Here is a 14,846-nt window from a genome sequence, read left to right as displayed (position 1 = left end):
TTCCCGCCACCGGATAACCCGTACCTATGGACGTTTCTGAACTGCTCGATGGCCTCAACGACAAACAGCGTGACGCGGTAGCCGCGCCGCGCAGCAATTTATTGGTGCTGGCGGGGGCAGGCAGCGGCAAAACGCGGGTACTGGTTCATCGCATTGCCTGGCTCTTGTCCGTCGAAAACTGTTCGCCGTACTCCATCATGGCGGTGACGTTCACCAACAAAGCGGCGGCGGAGATGCGCCATCGTATCGACCACCTGATCGGCACCAGCCAGGGTGGCATGTGGATTGGCACTTTCCACGGGCTGGCACACCGCCTGCTGCGTGCGCACCATATGGATGCCAATCTGCCGCAGGATTTCCAGATTCTGGACAGCGAAGATCAGCTGCGTCTGCTGAAACGCCTGATTCGGGCGCTCAATCTGGATGAAAAACAGTGGCCGCCGCGTCAGGCGATGTGGTTCATCAACGGGAAGAAAGATGAAGGCCTGCGCCCGCAGCACATTGAAAGCTACGGCAACCCTATCGAACAAACGTGGCAGCGCGTGTATCAGGCCTATCAGGAAGCGTGCGATCGCGCCGGGCTGGTGGATTTCGCCGAGCTGCTGCTGCGTGCGCATGAACTGTGGCTGAACAAGCCGCATGTGCTGAACCACTATCGCGAACGTTTTACCAATATTCTGGTGGACGAATTTCAGGACACCAACCGCATTCAGTACGCCTGGATCCATATGCTGGCGGGCGACAGCGCCAAGGTGATGATCGTTGGGGATGACGATCAGTCGATTTACGGCTGGCGCGGGGCGCAGGTCGAAAATATTCAGCTGTTCCTGAAAGATTTCGCCGGCGCAGAAACGATCCGCCTGGAGCAGAACTATCGTTCGACCAGCAATATCCTGAAAGCAGCGAATGCGCTGATTGCCCACAACGGCGGGCGACTCGGCAAGAATCTGTGGACCGATGGCGCAGAAGGTGAACCCATCTCGCTGTATTGCGCGTTCAACGAACTGGATGAGGCACGTTACGTCGTCAACCGGATTAAAGCCTGGCAGGAAAATGGCGGGGCGCTGAGCGATAACGCCATTCTGTATCGGAGCAACGCCCAGTCGCGCGTACTGGAAGAAGCGCTGTTGCAGCAGAGTATGCCGTACCGCATCTATGGCGGCATGCGCTTCTTCGAACGTCAGGAGATTAAAGATGCGCTGTCTTATCTGCGCCTGATCTCTAATCGTAACGATGATGCGGCGTTCGAACGTGTGGTGAATACGCCGACGCGCGGCATCGGCGATCGCACGCTGGATGTGGTGCGCCAGACGGCGCGCGATCGTCAGCTGACGCTGTGGCAATCCACGCGAGTGCTGTTGCAGGAGAAAGTGCTGGCTGGGCGTGCGGCGGCATCGCTGCAACGCTTTATCGAACTGATCGATGCGCTGGCCTATGAAACCTCTGAGCTGCCGCTGCATATTCAAACCGACCGGGCGATTAAGGATTCCGGCCTGTGGAGCATGTACGAACAGGAAAAAGGCGAGAAAGGGCAGGCGCGAGTAGAAAACCTGGAAGAACTGGTGACGGCAACGCGCCAGTTCAGCTATCAGGAAGAAGATCAGGATTTGATGCCGCTTCAGGCTTTCCTGTCACATGCCGCGCTGGAAGCAGGCGAAGGTCAGGCGGACGCCAATCAGGATGCGGTGCAGCTTATGACGCTGCACTCGGCGAAAGGGCTGGAATTCCCACAGGTGTTTATCGTCGGCATGGAAGAAGGCATGTTCCCTAGCCAGATGTCGCTGGATGAAGGCGGGCGCCTGGAAGAAGAGCGTCGTCTGGCTTATGTCGGCGTCACGCGCGCGATGGAAAAGCTGACGATCACCTACGCGGAATCCCGCCGTTTATACGGCAAAGAAGCCTATCACCGGCCTTCCCGTTTCGTCGGCGAACTGCCGGAAGAGTGTGTTGAAGAAGTGCGATTACGCGCCAGCGTCTCCCGTCCGGTTAATCATCAGCGCCTCGGCACGCCGATAACGCAAAACGACAGCGGCTACAAATTAGGGCAGCGGGTTCGCCATGCGAAATTCGGCGAAGGCACGATCGTGAATCTGGAAGGCAGTGGCGATCACGCCCGCCTTCAGGTCGCGTTTCCAGGGCAGGGCATTAAATGGCTGGTTGCCGCTTATGCTCGGCTGGAAACGGTGTGATCGTCACGAGGCGACTTGGTGTATGACGGGGTTATATAACTTATAAAAACCCTGTCTTAGTCTTTATCGTCATTTTCGACAATGCTAGGTGGCCTGCCGCGTATCCATGGATGTGTGGTATCACAATAAAAACGGAGCATGCCCATGACGCTAGACCAGATTATTGCCGAACTACAGAAGAAGAAATGGGTCGACCTCACGCATACGGTGACGGAGTCGATTCCTATTTTTAGCGCGTTTGAAGGCGTGTTGCAGCGCAAGACCTTATTCAACGTCGAAGATCACGGGTTTTATGCGCAGGCGGTGACGTTTGCGACGCAGACGGGGACGCACATTGATGCGCCGGGGCATTTTGTCGCGGGTAAACGCTATCTGGATCGTATTGATAATAAAGAGCTGTTGCTGCCGCTGGTGGTGCTCCACAAACAAGACGCCGTCGCACACGATCCCGATTACCGCCTGTCGGTTGATGACATTCTGACGTTTGAGCGCGAGCATGGAGAAATTCCGTCAGGCAGCTTTGTCGCGTTTGCCAGCGGCTGGAGTACGCGCTGGCCCGATATTGACGCCTTCGCCAATAAAGATGAAGAAGGCAACAGCCATACGCCGGGGTGGTCGCTTGAGGCGCTGACGTTCCTGTTTGAAGAACGCGGGATTAGCGCGGTCGGGCACGAGACGCTGGATACGGATTCCGCCGCTGATTTCCGTCGCAATAACGGGCTTATCGGCGAGTTCTTCGTGCTGAACCAAAATGCCTGGCAGGTCGAAGTACTGAATAACCTGCATCAGCTACCGTCTACCGGCGCTTATATTCACGTCAGCTACCCTAATTTCGCCGGTGCACCCGGCTTCCCCGTCCGTGCCATCGCCTATTTACCCGACAACGCCTGACAGATAAACGCAGTTCTTTTTACTCTGAGGACTGCGTTTTTTACCACTTTCCGCGCCGAATTTATTGGATAAACCTTATCCATTTGACCAATATTTTACAGCGTGTTTCAGCCGCGGTTTTAAAGTTGAAGTCTTTTTCATCTCAGCGTAACATGCGCGCATCATTATTCTCGGAGGACTAACGCCTTGGACACACCCAGTCGATACTGGCTCACTAACCTGTTCATTAGGTACAACTTCTAAGGTTATCTTCCTCTGCTGATACCCTTCGTGGTTGTCAGCGATGCTGTTTTTGTCGCTACGAGTCAGATCCGTCGAACGGACTGAAACCTGCTGGTGACACCTCACCTCTGTTTCTGTGCTTCAATCGCGTTGTCCATCTCTGCTACTGAAAGGGGAGCTATGGCCCATGCTGAGCGCATTTAAACTGGATAATTGCCGTTTATCTCGTCTGGAACTGGATGACTCCGATGATCTCACCACGTCAATTTGGGTCGATTTGATCGAGCCGGAAGACGATGAGCGTGAAAAAGTACAAACCGAGCTGGGACAAAGCCTGGCCACCCGTCCTGAACTGGAAGACATTGAAGCATCGGCACGTTTTTTTGAAGATGAAGACGGCCTGCACATTCACTCCTTTTTCTTTTTTGAAGATGCTGACGATCACGCGGGTAACTCGACGGTGGCGTTTACCATTCGCGATGGTCGCTTGTACACCTTGCGCGAGCGTGAACTCCCTGCGTTCCGCCTGTACCGCATGCGTGCCCGTAACCAAACGCTGGTAGACGGGAATGCTTACGAACTGCTGCTCGACCTCTTTGAAACTAAAATTGAGCAACTGGCGGACGAAATCGAGAACATCTACAGCGATCTGGAATCGCTGAGCCGCATCATTATGGAAGGGCGTCAGGGCGAAGAGTACGACGACGCGTTGTCCACGCTGGCGGAACAGGAAGACGTGGGCTGGAAAGTTCGCCTGTGTCTGATGGATACCCAACGTGCGCTGAATTTCCTGGTGCGTAAAGCCCGCCTGCCATCCGGCCAGTTGGAACAGGCGCGTGAAATCTTACGCGATATCGAATCTCTGCTGCCGCACAACGAATCCCTGTTCCAGAAGGTTAACTTCCTGATGCAGGCGGCGATGGGCTTCATCAACATCGAACAGAGCCGGATTATCAAGATCTTCTCGGTCGTTTCCGTGGTGTTCCTGCCACCGACGCTGGTGGCGTCCAGCTACGGGATGAACTTTGAATTTATGCCGGAATTGAAGTGGTCGTTTGGTTATCCGGGCGCGATTGTGCTGATGATTCTCGCTGGACTGGCGCCGTACCTCTACTTCAAACGTAAGAACTGGCTCTAAATCTGTCCGAATGCGTCTGATGGGATTGACCCGTCAGGCGCGTCAATATTCCTTCCTTTTATCGTTCCCCAACTCGCTATTCCTGTTTATTCTTCTGCGCCTGTTCATTCTCCGGCCATCTTGTTTAGAATGGCGGACAGTCTTTCTATTCTTACTTTCGATTATTACTTTCTACTCTTACTTTTTATAATTAAAAACAGGTCGTGTGCATGAAAGGGATGTCTCCTTGGATGCAATGGGGAATGCTGCTGTCGGTTTCATTATCCCTTGGGTTTGGGCTACAGATTTACCACGTTCCCGCCGCGCTGTTGCTGGGGCCGATGATGGTCGGCGTCGTCATGGGGTTAAACGGTGCGACAATTCGCATTCCGCCCGTCTGCTTTGCGGGCAGCAATGCTGTTCTAGGCTGTCTGGTCGCACAAAGCCTGTCATTTTCTATCCTGAAACCGTTGATGAGCGAATGGCCGCTGGTGCTGTTCATTCTGCTGGCGACGCTGGCTGCCAGCGGGCTATCCGGTTGGCTGCTGGTCAAATTTAGCGAGCTGCCCGGCACGACCGGAACTTGGGGGGCATCGCCGGGCGGTGCGTCGGCGATGGTCGCGATGTCTGGGGAATTCGGTGCAGACGTACGACTGGTCGCCTTCATGCAATATTTACGTGTGCTGATGGTCACGGCGTCGGCGGCGTTCGTGGCACGCCTGAGTTTGGGTGACGAAGCGGCGGAAAATAGTGCGATGCTGGTCTGGTTTCCCGCATTGGATTGGCGCTTTCTGGCAACGCTCGGCGTGGCATTTGGCAGCGCCTGGCTGGGAAGACGCCTGCGCATTCCATCTGGGGCGCTGTTGGGGCCGATGATTATCGGCTCAATGCTGCATGCCAGTGGCACCTTGCAACTGCAAACGCCGGAATGGCTGCTGGCGTTGGCCTATGCTTTTATTGGCTGGAGCGTGGGACTCTGTTTTACCCGCCCCATCTTTTTACTGGCGATACGCACGCTGCCGCACATGATGGCGTCGATAGTTGGGTTGATGCTGTTGTGCGGCGGAATGGCGTGGATGGTGACGAAAATGATGCCGGTGGATATGCTGACCGCCTTTCTGGCGACCAGCCCCGGCGGGCTGGATTCGATTGCGATTATTGCCGCAGGCAGTCGGGTCGATATGGCATTTGTCATCGCCATGCAGACGCTGCGGCTGTTTTCGACGCTGCTGTTCAGCCCGATCTTATCGCGCTTTATTTCCCGTCGTGTTGAGGCTGGGAAACTGTAACTGGCGTGCGCCGTAGCTTACGCTGCGTATAAAGTGCATCCAGAATGAACAGCCCCAACGCGCCCCAGATGAAGGCAAAAGTAATCAGTTTGTCGCTGCTGAACGTTTCACCGTAGAACACCACCGCCAACATGAACATGATGGTCGGGCCGAGATACTGGAAGAAGCCGAGCGTTGACAGGCGCAGGCGCATCGCCGCTGAGGTGAAAAACAGCAACGGCACGGTGGTGACGATGCCTGCCGAGATCAGCAGCAGGTTCAGCGACCAGGGGTTGGCTGTCAGATGGCTGCTTGGCGTGTCGGCAATAAAAAACAGATAAATGACCGCAACCGGAAGCAGCCACAGCGTTTCGATCAGCATGCCGGTTTGTCCGTCGATACCAATTTTCTTACGCAGCAGACCGTATAACGCGAAGCTGAATGCCAGCCCGAGCGCGATAACCGGCAGCGAGCCGAATGTCCACAGCTGAACCAGTACGCCCGTCACGGCGAGCAACACGGCCAGCCATTGCAGACGGCGAAAGCGTTCGCCCAGAAAGATCATACCCAGCATGACGTTAACCAGCGGGTTGATGAAATACCCCAGACTGGCTTCCAGCATGTGATGATTATTGACCGCCCAGATGTACAACAGCCAGTTCCCGCCGATAAGCACCGCCGTTAATGCCAACAGAAACAGATGCTTGACGTTGCGGCAGGCAAGGCTCACCTGACGCCATTTCCGACCGACCGTCAGCAGGATCAGCATAAAGAAGAATGACCAGATAATACGGTGCGTCAGTATTTCATTGGGTGGAACGTGCTCAAGTAGCTTGAAGTAAACGGGAGCAATTCCCCAAATAAAATACGCGGCGAGGGCGAAAAAGATCCCCTCACGGGTTTGTTGCGCGTTCATGGGTGACTCGATAAGGACGGCGGGAAAACGCTAAGTCTACCCAAAACTGTGAGCGCTTTCACGTAAAGTGTTAATGACAATTTTTTCTAACGTAAAGGTTACCCGACAATATAGGTTGCGGTGGCGCTGGCGAGATGTGAACCCTGTTCGTTATGCAATTCGGCGCGTGCGACGGCGATTTTATTGCCGCCACGTAGCAGCGTGCTGGTAATGGTGAAGCGTTCGCCATAGCCCGGACGTAGATAATCTACTCGCATATCAATCGTTCCCATGTGTGCGAGCCGATGGTGAAATTCCTGATCGCTGATTGTCTCGTGGCGCAGCAGCGTATTACCGACGCAGACCAGCCCGGCGGCAACGTCCAGCCCAGCGGCAATCACGCCGCCATGCAGAATTTTTTGTGCCGCATTGCCGATGAGCTTATCTTGTCGGACGAACGTCAAGACGGCTTTGTCAGCTTCAAACTGCTGTAATTCAAGACCTAATTCGATGTTGAATGGCATCTTGTAAATGAAAATCTCGCCAACGAGCTGGCGCACGGTCTCTCTGGTTAATGTGGTTCCCTGAAATGATGGTACGTCAGCCATAGTTGTTTCCCGCTCGGATAAGAGACACATATTAAATGTGGTTGATTTGATGTGTTTACGTTATGCGAATGTTTATTTTATGCATTGATTTTGTTTCTTTCCAGAAAAGGCCAAGAAACGGGAGAACGATAATTCAAACGTCGTTGAACTGTGTAGAATGGCCGGCTTGAGTGGGGAAATACTCATCACTAATTGGTTAAAACGAGCGTCGGTTAAAACGAACGTCGTATAAAAAATGTCGGAGAAAATGAATGCGTAAAATAGTACTCGTACTGGCAGCATTACTGACGGCACAGGCTCATGCCGAAGACGCAACAAACGCGCCTGCGCCAAATCAACCTGCGGTACGTGGCAGCATTATTGCCAGCCTGTTGGAAGAGCACAACACCCCGTTTGTTCTCTATCCTTACGAGAGCAACTACATACTGTATACCTATAGCAGCAACATCAATAAAACGGCGATACAGAGCTATAACTGGGGCGATGAAGCACGTAAAGATGAAGTGCATTACCAGTTGAGTCTGGGGTTCCCGATCTGGCGTGGCATTCTGGGTGATAACTCGTTGCTGGGGGCTTCCTATACGCAGCGCTCATGGTGGCAGTTGTCTAACAAGAGCGAGTCTTCTCCGTTCCGTGAAACCAACTATGAGCCACAGGTCTTTTTGGGCTGGGCAACGAACTACACCTTCGCGGGCTGGACGCTGCGGGATGTGGAAATGGGCTTTAATCACCAGTCTAACGGCCGTTCCGAACCGACGTCGCGCAGTTGGAACCGTGCTTATGCCCGCCTGATGGCGCAGAACGGCAACTGGCAGGTTGATGTGAAGCCGTGGGTGCGTTTCTCCGACAGTCAGGATGACAATCCAGATATCACCAAATACATGGGCCATTACCGCTTACGCGTCGGCTATGTGTGGGGCGACAGCGTGTTTAGCGCAGAAGGGCGCTATAACTGGAACAGCGGCTACGGCGGCGGTGAACTGGGCTGGAGCTACCCGCTGACTCGTCATGTCCGTTTCTACACCAAGGTGTTTAGCGGTTACGGCGAATCCCTGATTGATTACAACCACCGTCAGACCCGCTTTGGCGTTGGCGTCACGCTGAACGACATGTTCTAACGACCATCTTTTCGCGACTGGGGTTTTAGTGATTACCGCTTTAACCCCTGTCGTTTTACCAAACTAACGATTGCAGTTTTACCTAACGGCGCTGAAAATAGCGCTTGTTTGATTTCATTGAATTGGGGAAGGCGTGTCTACGGCGGAAGTATTGAATAAGGAAGCGCTGGCGGTTCAGGTTCTGCGGGACACGTTCGGCTACCAGCAATTCCGACCGGGTCAGCAGGAAATTATCAGCGCGACGCTCAGTGGGCAGGACTGTCTGGTTATCATGCCGACAGGCGGCGGCAAATCGCTGTGCTATCAAATCCCTGCGCTGGTGATGGACGGGCTGACGCTGGTGGTGTCTCCGTTGATTTCACTGATGAAAGATCAGGTCGATCAGCTTCAGGCCTACGGTGTTTCTGCTGCCTGTCTTAATTCGACGCAGACGCGCGAGCAGCAGCTTGAAGTGATGGCGGGTTGTCGTACCGGTCAGATCAAGCTGCTTTATATTGCGCCTGAACGCCTGACGACGGACAGCTTCCTCGATCATCTTGCCCACTGGCAGATCGCCCTGATCGCGGTGGATGAAGCGCACTGTATTTCCCAATGGGGGCACGATTTCCGCCCTGAATACCGGGCGCTGGGGCAGATTAAACAGCGTTTCCCTCATCTTCCTTTTATTGCGCTGACCGCTACCGCCGACGAAGCCACGCGGAACGACATCGTTCGTCTGTTGGATCTCCAGTCGCCGCTGATTCAGATCAGCAGCTTTGACCGCCCGAATATTCGCTACACGCTGGTGGAGAAGTTCAAACCGCTCGACCAGCTCTGGATGTTTGTGCAGGCGCAGCGTGGAAAAAGCGGCATCATCTACTGCAATAGCCGTTCCCGCGTGGAGGACATTAGCGCGCGTTTGCAGGCGCGTGGGTTGAGCGCAGGGGCTTATCACGCTGGATTGGATAACGAACGGCGTGCACAGGTGCAGGAAGCGTTCCTGCGTGACGATCTTCAGGTGGTGGTCGCGACCGTTGCATTTGGTATGGGCATCAACAAGCCTAACGTGCGGTTCGTGGTGCATTTTGATATTCCGCGCAACATCGAATCCTACTATCAGGAAACGGGGCGCGCTGGGCGTGACGGTCTCGCTGCCGAAGCTGCGCTGTTCTACGATCCGGCGGATATGGCGTGGCTGCGCCGCTGTCTGGAAGAAAAGCCGGCTGGGCCGCAGTTGGATATCGAACGTCATAAACTCAATGCGATGGGCGCGTTTGCCGAAGCGCAGACCTGCCGCCGTCTGGTGCTGCTGAACTATTTCGGAGAAGGACGCCAAGAGTCCTGCGGCAACTGCGATATTTGTCTCGATCCGCCGAAGCGCTATGACGGGCTGGTAGAAGCGCAAAAAGCGCTCTCCTGCGTATACCGCGTTGGGCAGCGCTTTGGTTTAGGCTATATCGTCGAGGTGCTGCGCGGGGCGAATAATCAGCGTATCCGTGACTTCGGCCATGACAAACTGCCGGTTTACGGTATTGGTAAAGATAAATCGCAGGAGCATTGGGTCAGCGTACTGCGCCAGTTGATTCATCTGGGCTTGCTGAACCAGAACATCACAATGCATTCCGCCGTACAACTTACCGAATCTGCGCGTCCAGTGTTGCGGGGAGAGATGCCGCTACAGCTGGCCGTGCCGCGTGTGATTAACTTGAAACCGCGCGCCAATCAAAAATCTTACGGTGGAAATTACGACCGCAAGCTGTTTGCCAAATTGCGCAAACTGCGTAAATCCATCGCGGATGAAGACAATATTCCGCCTTACGTGGTGTTCAGCGATGCCACGCTGCTGGAGATGGCTGAAATGATGCCGATCACTGCGGGTGAGCTGCTGAATATCAACGGGGTTGGACACCGTAAACTCGAACGTTTCGGTGCGCCTTTCATGAACATGATTCGCGATCATGTCGATAATAATGATGACGAGTGATGCTCGTCTTGTCTGACTGCATTTAAAAAACAGGAAAACCAACATGCTGATGCTATTTATGACGGTGGCGCTGGTGCATTTCATTGCGCTGATGAGCCCGGGACCGGATTTCTTTTTCGTTTCACAGACTGCGGCCAGCCGTTCCCGCCGTGAAGCGATGATGGGCGTGTTAGGTATTTCTCTGGGCGTTATGGTCTGGGCAGCTATCGCGTTGCTGGGGCTGCATCTGCTGTTGCAAAAAATGGCCTGGCTGCATACAGCCGTTACCGTCGGCGGCGGGTTGTACCTGTGCTGGATGGGCTGGCAGATGCTGTGCTCCGCACGAAATAAAGCACAGCTGGAAACCACGCAGGAGAAGGCGGTGGTACTGCCTCAGCGCGGTAAAACCTTCATGCGTGGATTATTGACGAATCTGGCTAATCCGAAGGCGCTGATCTATTTCGGCAGCGTGTTCTCGCTGTTTGTCGGCGACAGCGTTGGCAGTGGTGCGCGTTGGGGCTTGTTCGCGCTGATCTCAATTGAAACGCTGCTCTGGTTCAGTCTGGTCGCGATGGTTTTCGCCCTACCGACAATGCGTCGTGGCTATCAGCGTCTGGCGAAATGGGTGGATGGCGTGGCGGGCGTGCTGTTTACTGGGTTCGGCCTGCACCTGATTTTCTCTCGCTAATCTTCCCTGTGAGAATATCCCTCTAAGATCATTTTCTTTAGAGAAAAAAGAAAGCAGCGCGCCGTAGTCTGATTCGGCGCGCTGCCGTCATCAGGCCTTTCTCGCCGTAGCGAGTAATGCGCCAACCAGCACGAACAGTGAACCAAATATCCGGTTGAGCGTCTTCATCTGCCGTGGGCCTTTCAGCCATCCGGCGATACGCGTGGCCAGCGTGGCGTAGCCAATCATCACGATGATATCGACCACCACGGTGGTGATGCCCAACACCAGATACTGTGCGGCCTGTGGCTGGTGGGGAATAATGAACTGCGGGAACAGCGCTGCCAGAAACACGATGCTTTTTGGGTTGGTTAGATTCACCAGCACCGCGCGTTTAAAGAGCCGACGACGCGGCATCGCGCTGGCGATTGCCTGAAGGTCCAGTGCGCCTGCGGCGCGCCATTGCTGAATCCCCAGCCAAATCAGATACGCTGCGCCCAGCCATTTCAGCACATCGAAAGCCAGTACAGATTGGTTAAGCAACGCGCCTAACCCAATGCCGACCAGCACGATATGAATCGCCAGCCCGACCTGTAAACCACAGATCGAGGCCGCCGCACCGCGATAGCCGTGGCTAATTCCGGTGCTCATGGTGTTGATGGCACCAGAGCCGGGCGACAGGCTGAGAATAAGCGTTGTGAGTAAGTAGGTTAACCACCAATCCAATGTCATGAAGCATGCCCCTGGAAAATTTTTATGTCACAATACGCCTATGCTTCATCGCTTGTCATGTTCTTTACCTGCTCCACCGGAGAGGTGTGATGATTCAACGCCACAATACGTTTGTAACAGCTGAATTGTTAACGCCTGAATCGTTAGCGGCAGGTCTGTTAACGCGAGAAGCGCAGTTTGCCGCTTTTGCTACCGGAGAATTACTGGATTTCTGGCGTCAGCGCGAAGAGGGCGAATTCTCTGGCGTTGATGATGTACCGATCCGGTTTGTTCGCTTTACCGCGCCCCAGCACGACAAGATCGTCGTTGTCTTTTCAGGCCGTATCGAAAGCTATGTCAAATATAGCGAAGTCGCTTATGACCTCTTTCATCGCGGCTATGATGTGCTCATCATGGATCACCGTGGGCAAGGGCGATCGGGTCGGGTGCTGCAAGACGGACACCGTGGACACGTCGTGCGCTTCAGTGATTATGTTGATGATGCCGAAACGCTGTGTCAGCAGCATATTGGCCCGAAGCACTATACCCGCCGGTTTGCTTTAGCGCATTCAATGGGGGGCGCGATTCTGGCGCAGCTTCTGATTCGCCAACCTGAGACGTTTGATGCCGTCGCGCTGTGTGCGCCGATGTTTGGTATTCGTTTGCCGCTTCCCCATTGCGTTGCGGGCTGGATTGTTGATTGGGCGGAGCGTCGCCCAGCAATACGCGATTACTACGCCATCGGCACCGGACAGTGGCGTCCGTTACCCTATCGGATGAATGTGTTGACGCACAGCCGTGAGCGCTACCAGCGCAGCATTCGATTTTATGCGGATTCACCGGATTTGCGCATCGGCGGCCCTACCTATCATTGGGTGCGGGAGGCGATACAGGCGGGGAAACAGCTACTGGCACAGGCCAACGCCATCACTACGCCGCTTCTGCTGCTACAGGCGGGAGAGGAACGCGTGGTGGATAACCGCAGCCAGAATGCGTTTTGCCAGACACTGACACAGAACGGTAACGCCAATTCAAGCGGCGTTTTGCAGGTTATCCCCGGTGCGCGGCATGAAATTCTCTTTGAAACGGATAACCTCCGCGCTCAGGCATTTGCGCTGATTTTTGCGCACTTTGCGCGTTATCATTAATTTTAGACTGTTGGCACGTCGTTCAACGGACGCTGCCAGCAACCTCGTTAATTTTTTGCGGCACGTGCCGCCACAACACACCAGAAGTGAGATCTCATCGCTATGTACCATGTCGTTGCTTCCGATTTAGATGGCACACTGCTGTCACCTGACCACTCGTTGTCCCCGTATGCGAAAGAAACCCTCAGGCTGCTGACGGAGAAAGGGATTCACTTTGTGTTTGCTACCGGACGGCATCACATGGATGTCGCGCAGATCCGCGATAATCTCGGTATCAACGCGTTTATGATTACCTCGAATGGTGCGCGCGTACACAACTCGCAGGGCGAGCTGATTTTCAGCCACAACCTGAATCAGGACATCGCCCGCGACCTTTACAGCGTTGTACACAATAACCCCGATATGCTGACACACGTTTACCGCGATGATGAGTGGTTTATGAACCGTCCGCGCGCGGAAGAAGAGCGTTTCTTCAAAGAGTCGATCTTTAAATACAAGCTGTTCGAGCCTGCACTGCTCGAAACTGATGGCGTCAGCAAGGTGTTCTTTACCTGTGATTCCCATGAACAGCTGTTACCGCTGGAAGAAGCGCTTAACGCGCGCTGGGGCGACCGCGTCAACGTGAGCTTTTCGACGCTTACCTGTCTGGAAGTGATGGCGGGCGGCGTGTCTAAAGGCCATGCGCTGGAACAGGTGGCGAAGATTATCGGCTTCTCGCTCAAAGAATGTGTGGCGTTTGGTGATGGCATGAACGACTACGAAATGCTGTCGATGGCGGGTAAAGGCTGCGTCATGCAGAACGCGCATCAGCGCCTGAAAGATATGCTGCCGGATCGCGAAGTGATTGGGTCTAACGCGGACAGCGCCGTGCCGAATTACCTGCGTGAGCTGTTTCTGAAGTAATCGATATGATTGAGTCAGGGCATCATCGGGCACATCGTGCCCGATGGCAATGCTGAATCTCAGCGCGGTTTTTTCAGGAAATCGACCGCTTTGTCGGGAAAGTCAGTGAACAGGCCGTCAACATTCGCCTGATAGTAGAGAATGTCGTAGAGCTGCTCGATATCGTTGGCGTACGCCGGTAGCCTGTCGGCTCTTGCCGTAAACGGGTGTACCTGAAGTTTATGCTGGTGGGCTTCCTTCACCATGTCGGTAAAGGTGATGTGGTCAAGCGTCGAGCCTTTCTGGACGAGCATGTGATAGTCCGGGCCGATGCCGTCGGCATAGGTCGCAATTTGCTGCATAGCGCCGGGCTTTTGCATCCAGTCGTAGTTGTAATTCACCCACGTCCCATCGACCTGCTTCTCGTAGGTTTCGTGCCAGTTGGTATTGGCAATCAGCTGAATCAGGTTCAGATCCATCTTCATCTGCGGCTGCAATTCGGTTTTGATGCGCTTTAGCTCGGCGACATCAAACGATTGCAGGAAAACCTTATCGCTCTTCTTCGTATAGCCATACTGCTTCAGCACGGTCAGCGTTTCGCGCGCGATGTCTTTCCCTTCTTGATGGTGAAACCACGGCGCTTTGATTTCGGGGTAGAGTCCGATGTTCTTGCCGGTTGAGTGGTTCAGACCCTGAATAAATTCAATTTCTTCCTGAAAGGTATGAATACGGAAGTCGGATTTCCACATCGGAAAACGGTTCGGGTAGCTCTGTACCTGCTTGCCGTCTTTGATGTCGAATCCTTCGGTGAATTGTAGCGACTTGATCTCTTTTAGCGTGAAGTCGATAGCGTAAAAGCGTCCATCTTTACGGGCGCGTTGTGGAAAACGTTCTGCCACGTCGGTCACGCGATCCAGATAGTGATCGTGCAGGACAATGAGCGCGTTATCTTTGGTGAGTACCAGATCCTGTTCCAGATAATCGGCACCCTGAGCGTAGGCCATCGCCTTCGCCGGAAGCGTATGCTCGGGCAGATAACCGCTGGCACCGCGGTGGGCAATAACGATTTTGTCGGTTGAGGAAGCGGAAACACTAAAGGAAACGGAGAGCGCGAGGGCGGAGAGTAGGGATGTTACGGTAACGTTCATGCGATCAAACCTCTTTCTGTTGAGAGAAAGGCGGCGTCAT

General features: G+C 54.1%; 14 protein-coding genes. 10 read left to right on the top strand and 4 right to left on the bottom strand.

The window, feature by feature from the left end:
• Positions 1–26: 26 nt before the first annotated feature.
• From uvrD to QWJ20_RS20065, 5 genes are all read left to right on the top strand, one after another.
• Positions 27–2,189 (top strand): DNA helicase II, encoded by a 2,163-nt coding sequence (gene uvrD, locus QWJ20_RS20085; RefSeq protein WP_433993323.1) that lies wholly within the window; start codon positions 27–29, stop codon positions 2,187–2,189.
• A gap of 144 nt (positions 2,190–2,333) precedes the next feature.
• Positions 2,334–3,080 carry a cyclase family protein gene (locus QWJ20_RS20080; RefSeq protein ID WP_095700859.1) on the top strand — a complete coding sequence of 249 codons (747 nt, stop codon included), beginning with the start codon at positions 2,334–2,336 and terminating at the stop codon, positions 3,078–3,080.
• 186 nt (positions 3,081–3,266) lie between these two features.
• The gene (gene ysgD, locus QWJ20_RS20075) at positions 3,267–3,323 is read left to right on the top strand and encodes a YsgD/CorL family protein (RefSeq protein WP_349814568.1); all 57 of its coding nucleotides are present in this window, start codon (positions 3,267–3,269) and stop codon (positions 3,321–3,323) included.
• A 166-nt stretch (positions 3,324–3,489) separates the two neighbouring features.
• Positions 3,490–4,440, top strand: coding sequence for a magnesium/cobalt transporter CorA (gene corA / locus QWJ20_RS20070; protein WP_095700858.1), 951 nt, complete (start codon positions 3,490–3,492; stop codon positions 4,438–4,440).
• 209 nt (positions 4,441–4,649) lie between these two features.
• Positions 4,650–5,708 (top strand): AbrB family transcriptional regulator, encoded by a 1,059-nt coding sequence (locus QWJ20_RS20065; RefSeq protein WP_095700857.1) that lies wholly within the window; start codon positions 4,650–4,652, stop codon positions 5,706–5,708.
• Here QWJ20_RS20065 and rarD read toward each other — a convergent pair.
• Positions 5,674–6,603, bottom strand: a complete 930-nt coding sequence (gene rarD / locus QWJ20_RS20060) for an EamA family transporter RarD (protein ID WP_127157846.1) — start codon at positions 6,601–6,603, stop codon at positions 5,674–5,676. The genes QWJ20_RS20065 and rarD overlap by 35 nt on opposite strands.
• 98 nt (positions 6,604–6,701) lie before the next feature.
• Positions 6,702–7,190, bottom strand: a complete 489-nt coding sequence (locus tag QWJ20_RS20055; protein ID WP_323636423.1) for a thioesterase family protein — start codon at positions 7,188–7,190, stop codon at positions 6,702–6,704.
• Between the two features lie 251 nt (positions 7,191–7,441).
• Here QWJ20_RS20055 and pldA point away from each other — a divergent pair, with 251 nt between their 5' ends.
• The 3 genes from pldA to rhtC all read left to right on the top strand — a co-directional run bounded on the left by pldA (position 7,442) and on the right by rhtC (position 10,938).
• On the top strand, positions 7,442–8,308 hold the full coding sequence (gene pldA, locus QWJ20_RS20050; protein WP_095700854.1) for a phospholipase A: 867 nt from the start codon (positions 7,442–7,444) through the stop codon (positions 8,306–8,308).
• 133 nt (positions 8,309–8,441) lie between these two features.
• Entirely contained in the window at positions 8,442–10,271 is a 1,830-nt protein-coding gene (recQ, locus tag QWJ20_RS20045) for an ATP-dependent DNA helicase RecQ (RefSeq protein WP_174877465.1), read from the top strand.
• 43 nt (positions 10,272–10,314) lie between these two features.
• Positions 10,315–10,938, top strand: coding sequence for a threonine export protein RhtC (gene rhtC / locus QWJ20_RS20040; RefSeq protein WP_095993082.1), 624 nt, complete (start codon positions 10,315–10,317; stop codon positions 10,936–10,938).
• A 90-nt stretch (positions 10,939–11,028) separates the two neighbouring features.
• On the opposite strand, the gene rhtB is transcribed toward rhtC, so the two are convergent.
• Positions 11,029–11,649: a homoserine/homoserine lactone efflux protein gene (rhtB, locus tag QWJ20_RS20035; protein WP_039486731.1), complete on the bottom strand. Its 621-nt coding sequence runs from the start codon at positions 11,647–11,649 to the stop codon at positions 11,029–11,031.
• 89 nt (positions 11,650–11,738) lie between these two features.
• Between rhtB and pldB the strand changes: the two genes are divergently transcribed.
• Together pldB and yigL are read left to right on the top strand one after the other, a co-directional pair.
• Positions 11,739–12,776, top strand: a complete 1,038-nt coding sequence (pldB, locus tag QWJ20_RS20030) for a lysophospholipase L2 (protein ID WP_433993322.1) — start codon at positions 11,739–11,741, stop codon at positions 12,774–12,776.
• Positions 12,777–12,878: 102 nt separating this feature from the next.
• Positions 12,879–13,679 carry a sugar/pyridoxal phosphate phosphatase YigL gene (yigL, locus tag QWJ20_RS20025; protein WP_433993321.1) on the top strand — a complete coding sequence of 267 codons (801 nt, stop codon included), beginning with the start codon at positions 12,879–12,881 and terminating at the stop codon, positions 13,677–13,679.
• Positions 13,680–13,738: 59 nt separating this feature from the next.
• Here yigL and glpQ read toward each other — a convergent pair whose 3' ends face one another.
• Positions 13,739–14,806, bottom strand: coding sequence for a glycerophosphodiester phosphodiesterase (gene glpQ, locus QWJ20_RS20020; RefSeq protein ID WP_433993320.1), 1,068 nt, complete (start codon positions 14,804–14,806; stop codon positions 13,739–13,741).
• Positions 14,807–14,846: the final 40 nt, after the last annotated feature.

Source organism: Pectobacterium sp. S5, assembly GCF_051707265.1.
GTDB classification, from domain to species: Bacteria; Pseudomonadota; Gammaproteobacteria; order Enterobacterales; family Enterobacteriaceae; genus Pectobacterium; species Pectobacterium polare.
Note: the sequence above shows the minus strand (reverse complement) of the source record. Positions and strands in the feature narration are given on the sequence as shown.